Genomic DNA, 18,635 nt, shown 5'->3' on the forward strand with positions numbered 1-18,635 from the left:
CGCACATTGTTACAACACCGCTCGGCCGGCGCGCACCCCGTCGATCAACAATCGCGGAATCGCCTGGGCCAGTCCGGCGGTCGACTCCGGATCGGGATCGCGCAGGCCGTGCACGATGGCCGCGAGCAGCATGCCGGTCACCGCCTTGGCCGTATTGGCGGCGTCGAGGTCGGCCCGCAGATAGCCCAATTCCACACCGTGCTCGAGATATCCGGTGGTCAGCGCGTCGGCGGTGTCGAGCAGGCCGTAGAGCCGCATCGTCAACTCCGGATCGATGCCGGTCGCCTGGAACAGCAGCAACTGCGCGACCCGGCGGTCTTCGAGGAAGATCCGGTGCAGCGCGACGCCGATGCGGTCCAGCTGACGCCGGTAATCGGCGAGCGAGGTCGCCGCGTCGGGGGCGTTCTCCGTTCCGAGCGCCTCGATGATCCGCGCGGCGAGATCGTCGATCACGTGGTCGATGATGTCGCGCTTGTTCTCGAAGTAGCGATAGAACGTCCCGTGCCCGATTCCGAGGGCCGTGGCGATATCGGCGATTCCGGTGGCGTGATAGCCCTTGTCGGCGAAGCAGGCGAAGGCGGTGTCGATGATCTGTTGCCGCAGTTCGGCCTTGCGTCGCTCCAGATGTGTGGATGGCTTCGGCACGGACCCGATGATACGGTGTTCCGCAACGGAATGATGTGTCATTCCGTACCAGATACGTCAGGTAACAGGGAGGTTCGGCGTGGCACCTCAGTACGACGCCGTGGTGGTCGGTGCGGGATTCGGCGGTATGGGGGCCGGAATTCAGCTGGATCGTCTCGGTCTGAAGAATTTCGTGATCCTCGAGCGCGAGGACGGCCTGGGCGGGACCTGGCACGTCAACCACTACCCGGGCCTGGCCGTCGATATCGCCTCGGTGACCTACTCGTATTCGTTCGAACCGAATCCGCACTGGTCGCGGCTGTTCGCCCCGGGCGCCGAGCTCAAGAAGTACGCCGAGCACATCGCGGACAAATACGACCTGCGCCGCCGGATGCGGTTCAACCAGGTCGTCGGCGGCGCTCGATGGGATTCCGAACACGCGTACTGGGTGGTGTCGGTCGAGGGTGGCGAAACCCTCACCGCGCGCTATCTGCTCACCGCGACCGGATTCCTGTCTCAGCCCTACACCCCGCCGTTCCCGGGCATCGACAGCTTCGCCGGCAAGATCATCCACACCACCGCCTGGGAGGACGATTTCGATCTGACCGGCCGGCGCGCCGCCGTCATCGGCACCGGCGCCACCGCCGTACAGCTCGTGCCGGAGGCCGCGAAGAAGGTCGCGGAACTGACCGTCTTCCAGCGCACGCCGATCTGGGTCGTACCCAAGGTCGACACCGCCATCCCGAAGCGCGTTCAACAGCTGTTCGAGAAGGTGCCGGTGACCCAGAAAGCGGCGCGGCTGGTCAACACCGGCGCTCTGGAACTGCTGATGGTCTCCGGTGTCCTGCACTACAAGCAGGCCAAACTCGGCAACAAGGGCGCCGCACTGCTGGCGAAGGCGCATCTGCGCGCGCAGGTGCGCGACAAGGAGACCCGCGACAAGCTGACGCCGCACTACGACTTCGGCTGCAAGCGGCCCACCTTCTCCAACACCTACTTCAAGACCTTCAACGAACCGCACGTGCGGCTCGAGACCAATGCGATCGACCATGTCGAGGCCGACGGCATCGTGACCGCGGACGGGCACAAGACCGAGATCGACACGCTGATCCTCGCGACCGGCTTCAATCTCTGGGATGTGAACTTCCCGGCCGTCGAGATCATCGGCCGCGACGGGGTGAATCTCGGAAAGTTCTGGCGCGACAACCGATTCCAGGCCTACGAGGGCATCACGGTGCCGAAGTTCCCGAACTTCTTCAGCCTCAACAGCCCCTATTCCTACAGCGGTCTGTCCTACTTCACCACCATCGAGGCGCAGATGAAGCATATGGACCGGCTGCTGCGCGAGGCTCGCCGACGCGGTGAGGAGGTCTTCGAGGTGCGGGAAGAGGCCAACGCGCGCTTCCTGGACTACGTGACCGAGAAGCTCGGCTCGTCGGTCTTCTACGCCGGGAGTTGCTCGACGGCCCGCAGCTACTACTTCAACCAGCACGGCGAGGCCGCGCTGCTGCGCCCGAACAGCACGATCACCACCCACCGCGAAGCGGTGAACTTCCCGCTCGACGACTACGTCTACGGCGCGCCCGCCGCCTGAGGCGCCGCTGCGGCGGGGTTCGCGCCGGTGTGGCGCACCTCGCCGCGCGCACCGCGGGTGTGGCGATATTCCAGGTTGCTGGCAGACTGTGTGGGTACAGCCCATCCAACCCACCAAACTAGGACCGACTACGACGATGGCGAACCTGCTGTTTCCGCTGCTACTGGTAGTTCTGCTCGTACCGATGTTTCTCGGTGTCCGCCGCCAGAAGCGCGAAGCGCAGAAGGTCGCCGATATGCAGGAGAGCGTGAAGGTCGGTGACCAGGTCACCACCACCTCCGGCCTCTACGGCACCGTGGTCGACATCGACGAGGAGACCGTCGACCTGGAGATCGCCGAGGATGTGGTGACCACCTGGCTGCGCGCCGCCATCCGCGATGTGCGCCCCGGTGGCGACACCGCCGACTCCGCCGAGGCGGCTTCCGACACCGAGGAGTCCGGCGACGTGGCGATCGCCGCCCCCGCGGCGGAGACTGCCGGCACCAACGGGACGAACGGTTCGGCTTCCGCGAACGGCTCGGGGGCCAACGGTTCGGCCTCGGCCTCCGGCGTGGAGGAATCCGTCGAGGACACCGCAGCCCGGCTGCGCAAAGACTGACCCGCTTCCGCCGTCGCAGCGCTCCGCCGCCGCGACGGCGGTGCGGCGTGTCCGTGGGCGAGCGTTCGCCGGTGCTCCGCGCTCGCAGGTCATGCCGCAATTCCGGCCGCCACCCTCACCGCCTAGGAGATATGTACTGTGCCACCTTCCAAGGGAACGGGGCATCCGCTGCGGCTGCTCGGCGTCTACGCCGTGCTGCTCGCGGTGATCTACGCGTTGGTGTTCTTCACCGGTGACAAGTCGCCGGAACCCAAACTGGGAATCGACCTGCAGGGTGGAACCCAGGTCACGCTGACCCCGCGCACGCCCGACGGCGGTAAGCCGAGCAAGGACAGCCTCAAGCAGGCCCAGCAGATCATCGAATCCCGGGTCAACGGCCTCGGTGTGGCCGGTTCCGAGGTGGTGATCGACGGCAACAACCTGGTCATCACCGTGCCCGGCAGCGACGGGCAGCAAGCGAAGTCGCTGGCCACCACGGCCAAGCTGTACATCCGCCCGGTGGTCGGACAGCCGCTCCCGGTCGGGCCCGACGGCAAGGTCCAGACCGGTGGCGAGCCCGCTCCTGGCGCGGAGCAGCCCGGCACCCCGCCGGCGAACACCCCGGCTCCGGGTGCGGGCCGGCAGGCACCCGCACCGGGTGCGTCGCCCGGTACCGAGTCGAAGCCGTCGAACGAATCCGGCACCGCCTCGGGTACGGCCTCTTCGGGTGAGACGTCCGGCACCGGCGAATCCTCGGGCACGACCGCGCAGAACCGGGTCTTCCCGGCTCCGGCGCAGGCTCCGACGACGCCCGCTCCGGCTCCGACACCCTCTCCGGAGCCCGGTGCGCCGAATCCGGCGCTGACGCCGCAGCAACAGGCCAAGCAGGAGATCGACGCGGCGCGTGCGCTGCGGCAGAGCACCGACCCGCAGGTCCAGCAGCTGGCGGCCCAGCAACTGGACTGCCACAAGCCCGACCCGCTGGCCGGTAACGACGATCCGAAGCTGCCGCTGGTGACCTGCTCGTCGGACGGCAACGCGGTGTACCTGCTGGCCCCGATGCGCATCGACGGCCAGGACATCAAGGATGCGAGTTCGTCGCTGAACCAGCAGTCGCAGTGGGCGGTCGATCTGACCTTCAAGAACGCCGACGCGTGGGCCGATCTCACCAAGGAATACCTGCAGAAGCAGGTGGCCTTCACCCTCGACTCGAAGGTGATCAGCGCGCCCGTCGTGCAGCAGGGGCCGCAGCTCGGCGGTACCACCCAGATCACCGGCCAGTTCAACGCCTCCACCGCCAAGGAACTCGCCAACTCGCTGAAGTACGGCTCGCTGCCGCTGTCGTTCGAGGTCTCGGAAGCCTCCACGGTGTCGGCGACCCTCGGCCTGGCCTCGCTGCACGCCGGTCTGATCGCCGGTGCGATCGGTTTGGTCGCGGTGCTGCTGTACTGCCTGCTCTACTACCGGATGCTCGGCTTCCTGGCCGGCTTCTCGCTGGTGGCCTCGGGTGTGGCGGTGTACGGGATCATCGTGCTGCTCGGCAGGTGGATCAATTTCACCCTCGACCTGGCCGGTATCGCCGGTCTGATCATCGGTATCGGTATGACCGCGGACTCGTTCGTGGTGTTCTTCGAACGCATCAAGGACGAGATGCGCGAGGGCCGCAGTTTCCGCTCGGCCGTCCCGCGCGGCTGGGCTCGGGCGCAGCGCACCAACCTCTCGGGTAAGACCGTCAGCCTCATCGCCTCGGTGGTGCTCTACATCCTGGCGGCCGGACAGGTGAAGGGCTTCGCGTTCACCCTCGGCCTCACCACCGTGCTCGACGTGGTGGTGCTCTACCTGGTGACCTCGCCGCTGATGATGCTGGCCTCGCGCTCGCCGTTCTGGGCGAAGCCGTCGGTCAACGGTCTGGGCGCGGTGCAGCAGATCGCGCGGGAGCGTAAGGCGGCGGGCACACTCGTAGGGACGGGGTCACGATGAGCGACAATCGCAGTCAGGTGTTGGAGGAACCGATCGTGGACGAGTCGCTGCCCGCCGGGGAAGCGCCGAAGCACGGATTCTTCGAACGCCTCTACACCGGTACCGGCGGCTTCCGGATCGTCGGCCGGCGCAAGCTGTACTACGGCATCGCCGCCGTGCTGGTCCTGATCGCGGTGCTGAGCATCGCGGTGCGCGGCTTCACCCTCGGCATCGATTTCGCCGGTGGTACGAAGATCCAGATCCCGGCGACCAGCGGTATGACCACGACCTCGGTCGAGGACACCTACTCCCAAGCCCTGGGACACAGCCCGGTCACCGTGCAGAAGGTCGGATCGGGTTCCTCGGCCTCCTTCGAGATCCGTTCCGAGACACTGGATTCCGCGCAGCAGGACAAGATCGCGGACGCGCTGTTCACGAAGTACCACCCGAAGGATTCGAGCGGTACGGCCAGCCGCAGCGTCATCAGCGTCACCGAGATCAGCGAGACCTGGGGTGGGCAGATCACCCGCAAGGCGATCATCGCGCTGGTGGTGTTCGTCCTGTTGACGATGGTCTACATCGCCATTCGATTCGAACGCGATATGTCGATCGCCGCCATCGCCTCGCTGTTCTTCAACCTGATCGTCACCGCCGGCATCTATTCGATCGTCGGCTTCGAGGTGACGCCCGCCGCGGTGATCGGTCTGCTGACCATCCTGGGCTACGTGCTCTACGACAACGTCGTGGTGTTCGACAAGGTCGAGGAGAACACCCGCGGCGTTCTGCATCTGACCCGGCGGACCTATGGTGAACAGGCCAATCTCGCCGCCAACCAGACGCTGATGCGCTCGATCAACACCACCGTGATCGGCATTCTGCCCATCGTCGGCATGCTGGTGATCGCGGTCTGGCTGCTCGGTGTGGGCACGCTGAAGGACCTCGCGCTGGTGCAGCTGGTCGGCATGATCGTCGGCGCCTACTCGTCGATCTTCTTCGCCGTGCCGCTGCTGGTGTCGATCAAGGAACGCTTCGGCCCGGTGGCCGCGCACACCCGCAAGGTGCTCGCCAAGCGCGCCGCCGGCGATGCCAGCCGCACGGGGGAGGCGCTGAGTCGTCGCACCTCCGGTGCCCCGGTCGCCACCCGCACCCGCGACAGCGGTTCCGCCGCACCGAGACCCGGTGCCCGGCCCACCGGGAAGCGGCACAAGAGAACCCACTGATGAGGCGAAGGGGGTCGGATCGCGTGCGGCGGACGCTCCGGCGGACATTCGGTGTGATCGCGGCCGGTGCACTGCTCACCGGGGTGATCGCGGGTTGTTCGAGCAAGAACCAGGTGCCGTCCATCGGATATGCCGTCGACGCGGTGCCGGCCACCTACAACGGCGGGAGTTCGGCCGGTGTCGCGGGCGGCTCCGCGGCGCTGTTCGCCCGCGTGCTGACCGGGTTCTACTACACCGGTCCGGACGGCCAGCCCGTCGCCGACACCGATGTCGGCACCGCGAACGAGGTGGCCGGCGAGGCGCAGACCATCCGGTACCGGCTCAACCGCGACGCGGTCTATTCCGACGGCGTACCCACCTCGTGCGACGATCTCGTGCTCGAATGGGCCGCGCGCAGTGGGCGATTCACCAAACCGGGCCCGGGCGGCGCGATTCCGCTGTTCGACGCCGCCTCCACCACCGGCTACTCCGATATCGAGCGGGTCGAATGCCAGCCCGGATCCAAGGACGCCACCGTGGTGTTCCGGCCCGATCATCACTTCCTGGCGTGGCGGACGCTGTTCAACGCCGGGGATCTGATGCCGTCCCATATCGCGGCCAAGGCCGCGGGTGTGCCGAATGTGGTGGCGGCGGTGCAGTCCGGCGACCAGGCCGCATTGGACCGGCTGGCGCAGTTCTGGAATACCGGCTGGAATCTGAAATCCGGTGACATCAACGCCGACCTGCTGCCTTCGTCGGGGCCGTATCGCGTCGAGTCCTACAGCGACGGTGACGGTTTGGTGCTGGTCAAGAACGACAAGTGGTGGGGCAACAAGCCCGCCACTCCCCGAATCGTGGTGTGGCCCAAGAACGCCGACCTGAAGAAGAAGATCTCCGACAACTCCGTCGAGGTGGTCGACATCGGCGCGGGCTCGGTGAAAGACCTGAGCCTGAACAAGTTTTCGGTGAATCAGGAACCGGGCCGCGGCGCCGAGCAGTTGGTGCTGTCCACCGCGGGCGTCTTCGCCTCCGCCGATGCCCGGCGCGCGTTCGCACTGTGCGTCCCGCGGCAGGCGTTGTTCGACACGCTGGGGCATCCGGGTTTCGACAACAAGTCCGGCCTGGGATCGGGGCCCCTCGATTCCCGCACGGTCCAGGCCGATTCGGTGTACTACCCGGCGATCACGGGACCGGCGGACAAATATCGCGCGGGCGACGCGCCGGGCGCGCAGCGCGCCCTGTCCGCGGCCGGGGTGGCCAATCCGACGATCCGGATCGGCTATCGCAGTCCCGACGACCGTCGTGCGCGCACGGTGGCGATGATCGCGGATGCCTGCAAGGCGGCGGGCGTGACCGTCGTCGACGCCGGTGCGGCGGACTTCACGCCCGCGGAACTGGGCGCCGGCAAGGTGGACGCCGTACTCGGCGGCACCGCGGCCGCCGTGGGCCCCGCCGGTTCCCTGCCGGGGATCGAGGCGACCGCGGCGTTGCGCACCGGCCAGGGTGTGAATTTCGGGCGGTTCGGCAACGGGCGTTACGATGCGATCGCGGATCAGCTTGCGGCGGACGACAATTCGGTGACGGTGTTGAATCTGGACACCGAGGCCGAGAATCTGCTGTGGAACGAGATGCCCTCGATCCCGCTGTTCAACACGCCTCGGACCGTAGCGTTCGGGAAAGGGCTGGAGAACGGGGTCGCGAGCCCCACCAAGGCCGGTGCGGGCTGGAATATGGACCGCTGGGTGTTGCGGCGGTGAGCGTCCTCGGACGCTGGATGAGGGAGCGGGTGTAGATGAGTAAGCACACGATGGTGGAAACGGCCGAAACCGCGGAGGAGAAGGTCGCGCGGACCGCCGAGGTGGTCGGGCGACTGACGCGCTGGCACGATGATTTCCCCACCCCCGGTGTGCGTTTCGCGGATCTGACCCCGGTATTCGCCGATGCCGAAGGCTTCCACGCGGTGATCGAATGCCTGGCCGCCTGCGCTCCCGACGCCGATCTGGTGGCCGGCGTGGACGCGCGCGGATTCCTGCTGGGCGCGGGTGTGGCGGCGCTGCTGGGGACCGGGGTGGTGGCCGTGCGCAAGGGTGGCAAGCTGCCGCCACCGGTGCTCTCGCGTGAGTACACCCTCGAATACGGCTCCGCCGCACTGGAAATTCCGGCCGACGGCATCGACCTCGGTGGCCGCAAGGTGCTGCTGCTCGACGATGTCCTCGCCACCGGCGGCACGCTGGCCGCCGCGGCGGAACTGTTCCGCAGTGCCGGGGCGCAGGTGGTCGCGACCGCGGTGGTACTCGAGATCGGCGAGCTCGGCGGGCGCGCTCGCCAGGGCGAATACCCGCTGACTTCGATCGTGCAGGTGTAAATCGCGTGTCGGTTGTGGGGCCCGCGCGGGGGTCGTTATGCTGACGTGCGGCAAGGGGGCCCGGATGAACGACCGACGGACGATCGCATGAACGAGTACCGCAGTGCGCGCGACAATGCCGGAACAGGAGACGCCGACCGGTGGTGGCGATGAGCCGTAGTCGGCGTACCCGGATCGGGGCCGCTCTGGCGGGCGCGGTGGGCGTGGCGTTCATCGTCGGCGCCGCGACCGCCGCGGCTACTCCTTCGGTGGCGCTGCGCGGCGGCGCCACCGTCACGGCCCGGGTCACGGGGGAGAAGGCCGGGCAAACCTGCCGGATCACCGGCTCGGATATCGATATGCCCTGGCGTACGGTCGGTTCCGACGGTTCGGTGGAGCTGGACAGCGGACCGGTCTCGTCCGGACGTCACAGCGCTCGCGTCGTCTGCCGAGATCCGCGCACCGGCGCGGCCTCACAGCATGCGGTGGGTAAGGAAGAGGACGTCTTCACCGGGCATTGGGCCCCGGCCTTCGAATTCCTGCACCATCACCGGATGGAGTTCCTTACCCCGCACGAGCCCTGAGCTGGTTCGACCCTGGGCTGATCGAACACCGAGTCGATCCGCTTCCGGCGCCACTAGATCCGCGCCAGCAGCCGGGCGATGATCCCGGTCACCACGAGCCAGAACACCGCTGCCAGACCGTAGTTGATGATGATGTCCCAATCTCGGGAGCCGGTGTTGAACAGGCCCGGGAAGAACAGCGCCAGCGGTTCGGCCAACCCCTTGATGAAGGTGAAGAACCGGTTGGTCTGGTTGGCGTCGAAGACCTGCAGCAGGATGTAGACGATCTCGATCAGAGCGAGCACACCGCCGATCGTGCTGACGATCGCCGCCAGCCCACCCGTGCGGTTCGTTCCATAGGTTCTATATCTGTACATGCCGGCCGAATACCCGCCTGACGGCGTTGAACGCAGCCGATTTTGTCCAGAGGTCTGAACTTCTACAAATGTGAGCGCTGCTCTTGACAGGGGGTGCGCCCGTGGGCGATGATTGAGTCATCGAAGAGAGCAGCGCTCACAAAAGCGAGGAGTAGTCATGAACGCCACCCGGTACATCGCGCCCACCGGCCTCGACCCGATCATGAACCGGATGTTCAACGCCCTGCCGAAGTGGGGCATCAGCGTGATGGGTTCCCGGCTGCTTGCCGTGCGTGGTCGCACCTCCGGGGAGTGGCGGACCACGATGGTCAACGTCCTGCAGGATGCGGACGGAACCCGGTATCTGGTCGCTCCTCGCGGTCGTACCCAATGGGTCCGCAATATCCGCGTCGCCGGCGGCGGAGAGTTGCGGCTCGGGCGCAAGACCGAGGTGTTCACGGTGACCGAGGTCGCCGACGCCGACAAGGTGCCCGTGCTGCGGCTGTACCTGAAGAAGTGGGGCTGGGAGGTCGGCAAATTCTTCGAGGGCGTGACCGCAAACGCCACCGACGCCGAACTCGCCGCCATCGCGCCCGGCTTCCCGGTCTTCCGAATCAACTGAGCCGCAACGGCTTCCGTCGCCGGTGACGCGTATCAACGGCGACATGATCTTGCGGCCTGCCTTTCGGTCCGCTAAAGTTGCCGAGTCTTGTTTCCGTTGATCGGAGTTCTGCCGTTGCTCTTCTGAGGTAGCCATCGCGTGGCCCGCGCATCTGCGCGCCATTCCCGCCGCCCTCAGGAGCACGCATATGTCTATTTCGACTATTTCTCTGTCCGATCTCACCTTCGTATGGCCCGACGGCACCCCTGTGTTCGACGGTCTCGACGCGGTTCTCGGACCCGGCCACGTCGGTGTGGTGGGCAGTAACGGAGCCGGAAAATCCACGCTGTTGCGCCTGGTCACCGGGGAATTGCGCCCCGTACGTGGTTCGGTGACGGTGGCGGGCCGGCTCGGATATCTGCGCCAGGATCTCGGCTTGGCCGCGAGACAGCGCGTCGACGCCGTACTCGGCATCGGCGAGGTGCGCGCCGCGCTGCATCGCATCGAATCCGGCGCCGGAACCGAGGCCGATTTCGAGCAGGTCGGAAACCGCTGGGATGTCGAGGAATCGGCGATCGCGCTGCTCGGCCGGCTGGGCCTGAACTACCTCGCCGACGACGTCGCACAGCTGGATCGGCGCCTGGACACCCTGTCCGGCGGGGAGACGGTACTGCTCGGACTGGTGGCCGAACTGCTGCGCGAACCCGATCTGCTGTTGCTCGACGAACCTACCAACAATCTGGATTCCGCTGCGCGGCAACGTCTTTACGACGTGGTCGAGGGATTCTCCGGCACCGTGCTGACCGTCAGCCACGACCGCGAACTGTTGCGGCGGGTCACCACCGTCGCCGAACTGCGGCGCGGTGAGATCCGCACCTTCGGCGGGAATTTCGACGATTACGAGCAGATCGTCGAGGCCGAGCAGGAGGCCGCGCGCGCGGCGATCCGCGATGCCCGCAGCGATGTGCGTAAACAGTCGCGCGAACTGGTGGAGGCCAGGATCAAACTGGACCGGCGCCAGCGCTACGGGCAGAAGATGTGGGACACCAAACGCGAGCCGAAGATCGTGATGGCCGAGCGCAAACGCCAGGCGCAGGTGTCGGCGGGCAAACTGCGCAACAACCACATCGCGAAAGTGGAGGAGGCCAGATCGACCCTGGAGCAGGCCCAGGAACTGCTGCGCGATGATCGGGAGATCCGCGTCGACCTGCCGGGAACCAGGCTCTATCCCGGCCAGGACGTGGTGGCGATGGAACAGGTGCGGCTGGCCAACGGACCGGTGGTCACGCTGCGGGTGGACGGTCCCGAACGCATCGCCCTCACCGGGCGCAACGGCGCCGGCAAGACGACCCTGCTGCACCGCCTCGTCGAGGAACCGCCGAAGGTGCCGTGGCGGCTGCTGCCGCAGCGACTCGACATCTTCGACGAGCGGCTGTCGGTCTTCGGCAACGTCTCCGCGGCGGCGCCACACGCCGGCGCCGAGCAGATCCGCGCACAACTGGCGCGGTTCCTGTTCCGCGGCGCCGACGCCGATGTCGCGGCGGGGGCGCTGTCGGGCGGCGAGCGGTTGCGGGCCGCGCTGGCGATGCTGCTGCTCGCCGAACCGGCGCCGAAACTGCTGCTGCTCGACGAGCCCACCAACAACCTCGATCTGCCCAGTCTCCGCCACCTCGCCGAGGCGCTGACCAGCTTCGAGGGTGCGCTGATCGTAGTCAGCCACGACCCGCGCTTCCTCGATGAGATCGGCATCACGCGCCGCCTCGAATTGACCCCGGACGGGTTGGTGGATGAATCGGACTCCGGAACCGGTTGAACGAACGGGGTGCGTCGGGCCGGACCGGTGCGCCTTGGGGAAAACTCCTACTAAAGTGGGTGTTCTGGGCTGTTGAAGCGGTCGGCTAGGGTGTGGCGATCGAGGCGTGAGAGGTGGTGGCATGACTCAGCATCTGGAGAAGGCGAATGCCGGGAATTCGGCAGCTGGTGATGCCGCGCCGGCTGCCGCACCGGCGACTCCGCCGGCCACCCCCGCCGCGCCGCGTCCGGCGGTGTCGAAGTCGGGCGCCGACCGGAGCGGGCAGCCCGCGGCGCCCTCGCCGCGGAACATGCCGATGAAGCAGCCGGGTACGCCGGCGGCGGTGCCGAGTTCGGCCTCGCGCCGGGTGCGGGCCCGGCTGGCCCGCCGGATGACCGGGCAGCGGGGTATCGCCGCGGTCAAGCCGGTGCTGGAGCCGCTGGCGACCGTGCACCGGGAGCTGTATCCCAAGGCGAATCTGCAGTTGCTGCAGCGCGCCTTCGACGTGGCCGACGAGAAGCATTCGCATCAGTTCCGCAAGTCGGGCGACCCGTACATCACCCACCCGCTGGCGGTGGCCAACATCCTCGCCGAACTGGGGATGGACACCACCACGCTGGTGGCCGCTCTGCTGCACGACACCGTCGAGGACACCGGCTATTCGCTGGACGAGCTGACCGCGGATTTCGGATCCGAGGTGGCGCATCTGGTCGACGGCGTGACCAAGCTGGACAAGGTCAACCTCGGCGCGGCCGCGGAGGCCGAGACGATCCGCAAGATGATCATCGCGATGGCCCGCGATCCCCGGGTGCTGGTGATCAAGGTCGCCGACCGGCTGCACAATATGCGCACGATGCGCTTCCTGCCGCCGGAGAAGCAGGCGAAGAAGGCGCGTGAAACGCTGGAAGTCATTGCGCCACTGGCGCATCGGCTCGGTATGGCCACGGTCAAATGGGAGCTCGAGGATCTGGCGTTCGCGATCCTGCACCCCAAGAAGTACGACGAGATCGTGCGGCTGGTCGCCGACCGCGCACCGTCGCGCGACACCTACCTGGCGCGGGTGCGGGCCGAGATCGTGAACACGCTGGCGGCGAGCCGCATCAACGCCATCGTCGAGGGCCGGCCCAAGCACTACTGGTCGATCTATCAGAAGATGATCGTCAAGGGTAAGGATTTCGACGACATCCACGACCTGGTCGGCATCCGGATCCTGTGCGACGAGGTGCGTGACTGCTATGCCGCCGTCGGCGTGGTGCATTCGCTGTGGCAGCCGATGGCGGGCCGGTTCAAGGACTACATCGCCCAGCCGCGCTACGGCGTCTACCAGTCGCTGCACACCACCGTGGTGGGCCCGGACGGCAAACCGCTGGAGGTGCAGATCCGTACCCAGGACATGCATCGCACCGCCGAATTCGGTATCGCCGCGCACTGGCGCTACAAGGAGACCAAGGGCAAACATTCCGGCGACGTCGCCGAGGTCGACGATATGGCCTGGATGCGGCAGCTGCTGGACTGGCAGCGGGAGGCGGCGGATCCGGCCGAGTTCCTGGAGTCGCTGCGGTTCGACCTGAAATCCCCGGAGATCTTCGTGTTCACGCCGAAGGGCGATGTGATCACGCTGCCGCAGGAGTCGACTCCCGTCGACTTCGCCTACGCGGTCCATACCGAGGTGGGGCATCGCTGCATCGGCGCACGAGTCAACGGCCGGTTGGTGGCGCTGGAACGGCAGCTCGAGAACGGTGAGGTCGTCGAGATCTTCACCTCGAAGGCGCAGAACGCCGGCCCGAGCCGGGACTGGCAGAACTTCGTGGTGTCGCCGCGGGCGAAGGCCAAGATCCGGCAGTGGTTCGCCAAGGAACGCCGCGAGGAGGCGCTCGAGGCGGGTAAGGAGCAGATCTCCAAGGAGGTCCGCCGCTCCGGTCTGCCGCTGCAGCGGCTGATGAGCGTGGACGCGATGTCCGCGTTGGCGCACGAACTGCACTATGCCGACATCTCCGCGCTGTACGCGGCGGTGGGCGAGAACCAGGTCTCGGCGCACCACGTCGTGCAACGCCTGATGGCGCAGCTCGGCGGCGTCGGCGACGTGGAAAACGAACTGGCCGAACGGAGTACGCCGTCGACGCTGCCGGCGCGGCAGCGCACCATCGGTGATGCCGGGGTCGAAATCCCCGGCGCTCCCGGTACGGTCGCGAAGCTGGCCAAATGTTGTACACCGGTGCCGGGCGACGAGATCATGGGCTTCGTGACCCGCGGCGGCGCGGTGAGTGTGCACCGGACCGACTGCACGAACGCGGATTCGCTACGCGCGCAACAGGAACGGATCATCGAGGTCAAATGGGCGCCCTCGCCGTCGTCGGTCTTCCTGGTGGCGATTCAGATCGAGGCGCTGGACCGCACCCGGCTGCTGTCGGATGTGACCAAGGTGCTGGCCGACGAGAAGGTCAACATCCTGTCCGCGTCGGTGATGACCTCCGGTGACCGGGTGGCGATCAGCAAGTTCACCTTCGAGATGGGCGATCCGAAGCATCTGGGGCACCTGCTGAACGTGGTCCGCAATGTGGAGGGCGTCTACGACGTCTACCGGGTGACCTCGGCGGCCTGATCCGCCGGGGGCAGCTCCGCCTGGGCACGCGACAGCTGTATCGCGGCCACGCACATCACCAGCACGGAAGCGATGACGACGATCGTGCCGATCGGGCCGGTCCGCAGTCGCTCGTCGAGCACGGTGAGGCCGAGGAAGGCCGCGCCGAGCGGTTCGGCGACGGTGAAGGCCGGCAGCGAGGCCGACAGCGCCCCGACCTGGTAGCCGCGCTGTTGCAGATAGAGCCCCACGATGCCCGCGGCGACCAGGGTGTACAGCTGCCAACTGGTGAGCGCCGTGCCGAGTCCGCGCCCGAACAGATGGATGACGTGCTGGGTGAGCGCGGCGGAGACGCCGAACAGCAGACCGGCCGCGGCTCCCAGCATGAGCGCCTGCAGTCCGGTCACCCGGACCACCACCGCCACCACGACCGCGGCGGCGACCACGCCGAGAACCAGCACCAGCGGCCACATCCAGGTCGACCACGGCGCATCGGGGATGCCCTCGGTGGGGTCGCCGACGACGAGGAAACAGGCCAGCGCGGCCGAGAGGGCGATCGCGTGCGCCCACATGACCGGCGTGACCGGGCGGCGGCTGTAGTGCGCGGCCAGCGGCAACGCGAAGACCAGGGCCGTCACCAGGATCGGCTGCACGATCAGCACCGATCCCAGCGCCAGCGCCACCACCTGGAAGACGAAGCCGCCGGCGTCACCGAGGATGCCGGCCCACCAGCGTGGATTGCGAACGAGCTGGGCTACCAGCGCGTCACCGGCGGGCACGTCGGCCGCCGCGCGTTGCTGGGCGACCGCCGACACGGCGAACAGGAGGGCGCCGACGAAGGCGCAGACGACCGCGGCGACGGGAAAGTTGCTCACCCGATCAGTCTGCCGTCCGCGACCGGGTGCCCGGCATCGGGGACCGGTGTGCCGATCCGAGGGGGTGTGGTGACGACGCTGCGAGACCGCGGAACCGCGATGGCGGTTTCGGAATAGGCGGAATGTGCGCTACGGGCGAATGGCAATTGTTCGGCAACACATTTCGGGCCGGTGTCCGCAGTCGCGTCGAGTTGCCCTCCGCCGGGCGCGAATTGCGCATTCGCCGCAAAGTTGCCGGGGCTCATATCGACTCTCGGTGTCGGCCGGCCGGTCCGGCCGCGGCGAATCCTTCGCGCAGGTAGGAAGGTTCGCGGGCGGCGATCGCGGGTGTGCTCGAGCCCCGACGGGGGCCTGCACTCCGAGCCGGATTCTGTTACGGTTTATTGCGTTTCGGGGCGCGCGCGATGTTCGGCGACAACTCGAATCCACATGATGATCGCCGGACGGGTCGCAGTGGCACTCGACCCTCAGAACTGTTGCAGACAGCGGGTTTAAAGGGGGTCAGATCATGCTGACCGTGCTGACATGCTCGGCGGCGACCGTACCGGTCGCGTCGGGTCCTCATTGCGGATTTCGCGCATCCACATCCGCGCCGGCCCTCGATTCGGCGTTCGAGATACCCCCGTTCACACCCCTTGACCTGCCTGGATGTGGTATTGCCCGAATCTCGGCGGCCTCGGACGGCGCGTCGAGTTCGCCGAATTCGTCGGGTACGGGACAATTTCCGTTCGGGAAGGGCCTCGGTGACGCCGCACCCGGTGGTGTGCCGTTGGCGACGTCCCATGGCGGTACCGCTGACAACAACTACCCGTTCTCCACGAACTGATCGCCGAGAGGGTCCGACGATGCTGCACGACGTGCCCGGCTCCGCGGGGATGAGGGAATGTTGAAGCCGTACAAAGAAGTCCAACGGTGGTTCCCGGCGCTGGAACCCGAACATGCCGTTCCCGTGGCCGCACCGGGGGAATCCGACGCCGTCGACGACGAGGCGGAACCTGGAGCGGCGCGGTACCCGCACTACATCCGTGACACCGAGCCCGAGCCGTTCGACATTCCGTTCGCCGACGAACCGGCCACCCGGCGCAGCGAATTCGTCGGGGGCTGGACCGACTGGGTCGGCAGCCACGCACCCGGGCCGGACGACGACTACCCGGTCCACGAGGGTGAGGTACTGCGCCTGCCCCGCGACGCCGAGACCGGCGAGGGCCGGGCTCGTGGCCGCCGCCGGACCCGCCCGGCCGGTGCCGACGGCGACGATGCGGAGGGATCCGGGGCGCGCTCACCGGGCGACGACGCGGACGAGCGCGACGACGTGGACACTCCCGAGTGGATTCTGCCGCCCCGGCGCGAACACGGCGACGGCGCCGCGGGCCGGATCGTGCGCCGCGCCCCGGGCCCGGCCTCACCGGCCCTGCGCGACTACATCCGCCCGAGCCGGCTGCGAGTCGCGCTCGTCCTCGCGGTAGCCCTGTTATTGCTGGTCGCCGCAGGCGGTTTCGCCCTGTACGTGCTGCGCTCCGGTCACGACGGAAAACAGTCGGTGGCGCCGCTGCCGGCGCGCCCGGCCGTGGGTGACGACGCGCCGATGCTGCGGCTCACCTCGGCGTTCGGCGCCGATTCCGGCCCGCGGGTGGGTTCGGCCGGGCACTGCCCGACCGAACGGTCCGCGCGTGTGGTGCGCGGCGCCGAGGTCGGCGGCACCGATTCCGGGCCGGACGCGATCATGTGGTTCCAGCACGCCTTCTACGTCGAACGCTCGGCCGAGCGTGCGCGCGAGGTGGTGGCGCCGGATGCGGCGGTCTCGCCGGCGCCGGTGATCCAGCGCGGCATCGCCTCGGTGCCGCTGGGCACCGACTATTGCGTGCGGGTGGTCACTGTGGACGACAACAGGTATTCGGTGGAGGTGACCGAACGGCGGCCGGGCGCGGCCCCCGCCACCTACGACAAGCAGTTGGTGACCACCGCGGTGGTCGGCGGCCGCACCCTGATCACGGGCATCACGGCCGGGTAAGAGGAGAGCTGAGATGGGACAGGACTGGAGCCGATGGCTCGACGAGACGTCCGACGCGGACGTCGCGGCGGGCTCGCGACCGCGTGGACGGGCGCCGGTGGTCCGGTTACGCAAGGGTCGGCGTGACGACGGCGAGGGCGGCGGCCTGCCGCGTCCGATCCTGGTCGTCGGCGGCTGCGGTGGCGCCGGAACCACCACCACCGCACTGGGACTCGCGGGTGAACTGGGCGCGGAGGCGGCGGCCGTCGCCGTCGACGCCACCGTGGCCGGCAGTGATCTGGCCCTGCGCGGCGCCGACGAACATCTGAGCCCGATCAGTCTGCAGCAGTGGCTGTACGGCCGCGGTGACGACGAACCGGCGCCGCTGAAGGAATGTCTCTCGCAGGCGAGCTCCGGTATCGGCCTGCTGTGGCGCGACGCCTCCCCGTTGCGCCGCCGCGCCACGTATCTGACGGTGGCCCGGGCCGTCGCCGACGCCGGATACACCCCGGTGTACGACGGCGGCAGCCCGATCGCCGCCCGTCAGCTGCGGCCGCTGCTCGAGGATGCGGAAGTGGCTCTGGTGCTGTCGATTCCGGCGCGCGCCGACGCCGCCAATCGTTTGCGGGTCACGCTGGAATGGCTCGACGACGAATTCGGCGGTCACGCCGAGGGGCAGGGCGGCGGCATCGTGGGCGACACCACCATCGTGATCTCACATCAGTTGCCCGGCAACAACTCTCGGGTGGCCGACCATCTGCGCGAACACCTCACCGGCTGGGTGCGCGACATCCGCGAGATCCCGTACGACACCCACCTGGCGCGCGGAGAGCTGGTGCGCCACAACGCACTCGATGCCGAAACCCGGAGGGCGTACCGGCGGCTGCTCAGCGGGATGGCATCATGACCGCGGCCATGAAGGAACCTCGCTCTTCCGAAAACCCGCCTGCGGCAGGCGTTGTCGCACCGGCGGAGTCTCGTCGCGCACCCATCTGGGACCGTCCGGTACCGGGCGCCGGACGTGCGCCGCTGGTGTGGTTGCTGGGGGTGCACGGCGGCGCCGGAGCCAGTACCCTCGCGCATGTGCTTGCGCCTGCGGCGGATTCGCACCGGCGCTGGCCCGGTGTGTTCGAACGCGAATCACCTTTCGTGGTGCTGGTCGCCCGCGAGACCATCGCCGGGCTGACCCGCGCCCATGATCTGCTGCGCCAGCACCGGGCCGGGCTCGCGGGACCGAGCGAGGTGCTGGGCCTGGTGACCGTGGCCGCGCGCCCGGGCCGGATCCCGGCAGAGATCCGGCGCTACCGCGATGTGGTCGGCGCATTGGCCGGGGAGGTGTGGCAGATGCCCTGGATCGAGGAGTGGACGCTGGTCGAACCCGATCAGCTGCCGGTGTGGTCGCCCAGCGACCCGCCGCCACAGCAGCGCAAACGCAAACTCGATCCGCTGCAAGAAGTTCCGCACGAGGTGGACGCGCTGGGAATGAGCATCGTCGACCTCGTGCGGGAGACGGTCGGCGCCGGTTCGCAACAGGAGGAGCAACGATGATCGTGCCCGGACGTTGTGCTGCCGCGACCACG

The 18,635-nt window shown here is 67.9% G+C and carries 16 protein-coding genes; 13 read left to right on the top strand and 3 right to left on the bottom strand.

Annotated features, from left to right (window positions below):
* Positions 1 to 9: 9 nt before the first annotated feature.
* Entirely contained in the window at positions 10 to 654 is a 645-nt protein-coding gene (locus IG65_RS0106495; RefSeq protein WP_369801480.1) for a TetR/AcrR family transcriptional regulator, read from the bottom strand.
* A gap of 70 nt (positions 655 to 724) precedes the next feature.
* Here IG65_RS0106495 and IG65_RS0106500 point away from each other — a divergent pair, with 70 nt between their 5' ends.
* The 7 genes from IG65_RS0106500 (at position 725) to IG65_RS0106530 (ending at position 8,881) form a co-directional block, all read left to right on the top strand.
* Positions 725 to 2,218, top strand: a complete 1,494-nt coding sequence (locus tag IG65_RS0106500) for an NAD(P)/FAD-dependent oxidoreductase (protein WP_030513915.1) — start codon at positions 725 to 727, stop codon at positions 2,216 to 2,218.
* A gap of 136 nt (positions 2,219 to 2,354) precedes the next feature.
* The gene (gene yajC / locus IG65_RS39745) at positions 2,355 to 2,816 is read left to right on the top strand and encodes a preprotein translocase subunit YajC (RefSeq protein WP_036523457.1); all 462 of its coding nucleotides are present in this window, start codon (positions 2,355 to 2,357) and stop codon (positions 2,814 to 2,816) included.
* 138 nt (positions 2,817 to 2,954) lie between these two features.
* Complete coding sequence (gene secD / locus IG65_RS0106510) at positions 2,955 to 4,775, top strand: protein translocase subunit SecD (RefSeq protein WP_030513917.1); 1,821 nt, start codon at positions 2,955 to 2,957, stop codon at positions 4,773 to 4,775.
* Positions 4,772 to 5,974: a protein translocase subunit SecF gene (secF, locus tag IG65_RS0106515; RefSeq protein ID WP_030513918.1), complete on the top strand. Its 1,203-nt coding sequence runs from the start codon at positions 4,772 to 4,774 to the stop codon at positions 5,972 to 5,974. Before secD ends, secF begins: the two co-directional genes overlap by 4 nt.
* A complete protein-coding gene (locus IG65_RS0106520) occupies positions 5,974 to 7,710 on the top strand; it encodes an ABC transporter substrate-binding protein (protein WP_030513919.1) in 1,737 nt (578 codons plus the stop codon). The genes secF and IG65_RS0106520 overlap by 1 nt, the downstream gene beginning before the upstream one ends.
* Before the next feature lie 50 nt (positions 7,711 to 7,760).
* Positions 7,761 to 8,318, top strand: coding sequence for an adenine phosphoribosyltransferase (locus IG65_RS0106525; protein ID WP_369801481.1), 558 nt, complete (start codon positions 7,761 to 7,763; stop codon positions 8,316 to 8,318).
* Between the two features lie 149 nt (positions 8,319 to 8,467).
* On the top strand, positions 8,468 to 8,881 hold the full coding sequence (locus tag IG65_RS0106530) for a hypothetical protein (RefSeq protein ID WP_146098662.1): 414 nt from the start codon (positions 8,468 to 8,470) through the stop codon (positions 8,879 to 8,881).
* Between the two features lie 53 nt (positions 8,882 to 8,934).
* On the opposite strand, the gene IG65_RS0106535 is transcribed toward IG65_RS0106530, so the two are convergent.
* Entirely contained in the window at positions 8,935 to 9,237 is a 303-nt protein-coding gene (locus IG65_RS0106535; RefSeq protein ID WP_051755453.1) for a hypothetical protein, read from the bottom strand.
* A 157-nt stretch (positions 9,238 to 9,394) separates the two neighbouring features.
* On the opposite strand from IG65_RS0106535, the gene IG65_RS0106540 reads away from it, so the two are divergent.
* From IG65_RS0106540 to IG65_RS0106550, 3 genes are all read left to right on the top strand, one after another.
* Positions 9,395 to 9,838, top strand: a complete 444-nt coding sequence (locus IG65_RS0106540; RefSeq protein WP_030513923.1) for a nitroreductase/quinone reductase family protein — start codon at positions 9,395 to 9,397, stop codon at positions 9,836 to 9,838.
* A gap of 187 nt (positions 9,839 to 10,025) precedes the next feature.
* Positions 10,026 to 11,630, top strand: coding sequence for an ATP-binding cassette domain-containing protein (locus IG65_RS0106545; protein WP_030513924.1), 1,605 nt, complete (start codon positions 10,026 to 10,028; stop codon positions 11,628 to 11,630).
* 289 nt (positions 11,631 to 11,919) lie between these two features.
* A complete protein-coding gene (locus IG65_RS0106550) occupies positions 11,920 to 14,211 on the top strand; it encodes a bifunctional (p)ppGpp synthetase/guanosine-3',5'-bis(diphosphate) 3'-pyrophosphohydrolase (protein ID WP_228797531.1) in 2,292 nt (763 codons plus the stop codon).
* On the opposite strand, the gene IG65_RS0106555 is transcribed toward IG65_RS0106550, so the two are convergent.
* The gene (locus tag IG65_RS0106555) at positions 14,187 to 15,065 is read right to left on the bottom strand and encodes a DMT family transporter (RefSeq protein WP_030513926.1); all 879 of its coding nucleotides are present in this window, start codon (positions 15,063 to 15,065) and stop codon (positions 14,187 to 14,189) included. The two genes, IG65_RS0106550 and IG65_RS0106555, sit on opposite strands and share 25 nt — an antisense overlap.
* 883 nt (positions 15,066 to 15,948) lie before the next feature.
* Between IG65_RS0106555 and IG65_RS0106565 the strand changes: the two genes are divergently transcribed.
* Genes IG65_RS0106565 through IG65_RS0106575 form a run of 3 tightly spaced genes read left to right on the top strand, consistent with a single transcriptional unit; the run spans position 15,949 to position 18,603 of the window.
* Positions 15,949 to 17,076 carry a hypothetical protein gene (locus tag IG65_RS0106565; RefSeq protein WP_030513928.1) on the top strand — a complete coding sequence of 376 codons (1,128 nt, stop codon included), beginning with the start codon at positions 15,949 to 15,951 and terminating at the stop codon, positions 17,074 to 17,076.
* A gap of 13 nt (positions 17,077 to 17,089) precedes the next feature.
* Positions 17,090 to 17,962 carry a hypothetical protein gene (locus IG65_RS0106570; RefSeq protein ID WP_030513929.1) on the top strand — a complete coding sequence of 291 codons (873 nt, stop codon included), beginning with the start codon at positions 17,090 to 17,092 and terminating at the stop codon, positions 17,960 to 17,962.
* The gene (locus IG65_RS0106575; protein WP_030513930.1) at positions 17,959 to 18,603 is read left to right on the top strand and encodes a hypothetical protein; all 645 of its coding nucleotides are present in this window, start codon (positions 17,959 to 17,961) and stop codon (positions 18,601 to 18,603) included. Before IG65_RS0106570 ends, IG65_RS0106575 begins: the two co-directional genes overlap by 4 nt.
* Positions 18,604 to 18,635: the final 32 nt, after the last annotated feature.

Origin of the sequence: Nocardia sp. NRRL WC-3656 (assembly GCF_000720265.1) — a bacterium.
Taxonomy (GTDB): Bacteria; Actinomycetota; Actinomycetes; order Mycobacteriales; family Mycobacteriaceae; genus Nocardia; species Nocardia nova.

Excerpts from the sequence above, each read along its gene's own strand:
- yajC (WP_036523457.1), top strand. The coding sequence starts at position 2,355 with ATGGCGAACCTGCTGTTTCCGCTGCTACTGGTAGTTCTGCTCGTACCG.
- secF (WP_030513918.1), top strand. The coding sequence starts at position 4,772 with ATGAGCGACAATCGCAGTCAGGTGTTGGAGGAACCGATCGTGGACGAG.
- IG65_RS0106520 (WP_030513919.1), top strand. The coding sequence starts at position 5,974 with ATGAGGCGAAGGGGGTCGGATCGCGTGCGGCGGACGCTCCGGCGGACA.
- IG65_RS0106525 (WP_369801481.1), top strand. The coding sequence starts at position 7,761 with ATGGTGGAAACGGCCGAAACCGCGGAGGAGAAGGTCGCGCGGACCGCC.
- IG65_RS0106530 (WP_146098662.1), top strand. The coding sequence starts at position 8,468 with ATGAGCCGTAGTCGGCGTACCCGGATCGGGGCCGCTCTGGCGGGCGCG.
- IG65_RS0106535 (WP_051755453.1), bottom strand. The coding sequence starts at position 9,237 with ATGTACAGATATAGAACCTATGGAACGAACCGCACGGGTGGGCTGGCG.
- IG65_RS0106540 (WP_030513923.1), top strand. The coding sequence starts at position 9,395 with ATGAACGCCACCCGGTACATCGCGCCCACCGGCCTCGACCCGATCATG.
- IG65_RS0106545 (WP_030513924.1), top strand. The coding sequence starts at position 10,026 with ATGTCTATTTCGACTATTTCTCTGTCCGATCTCACCTTCGTATGGCCC.
- IG65_RS0106550 (WP_228797531.1), top strand. The coding sequence starts at position 11,920 with ATGCCGATGAAGCAGCCGGGTACGCCGGCGGCGGTGCCGAGTTCGGCC.
- IG65_RS0106565 (WP_030513928.1), top strand. The coding sequence starts at position 15,949 with ATGTTGAAGCCGTACAAAGAAGTCCAACGGTGGTTCCCGGCGCTGGAA.
- IG65_RS0106570 (WP_030513929.1), top strand. The coding sequence starts at position 17,090 with ATGGGACAGGACTGGAGCCGATGGCTCGACGAGACGTCCGACGCGGAC.
- IG65_RS0106575 (WP_030513930.1), top strand. The coding sequence starts at position 17,959 with ATGACCGCGGCCATGAAGGAACCTCGCTCTTCCGAAAACCCGCCTGCG.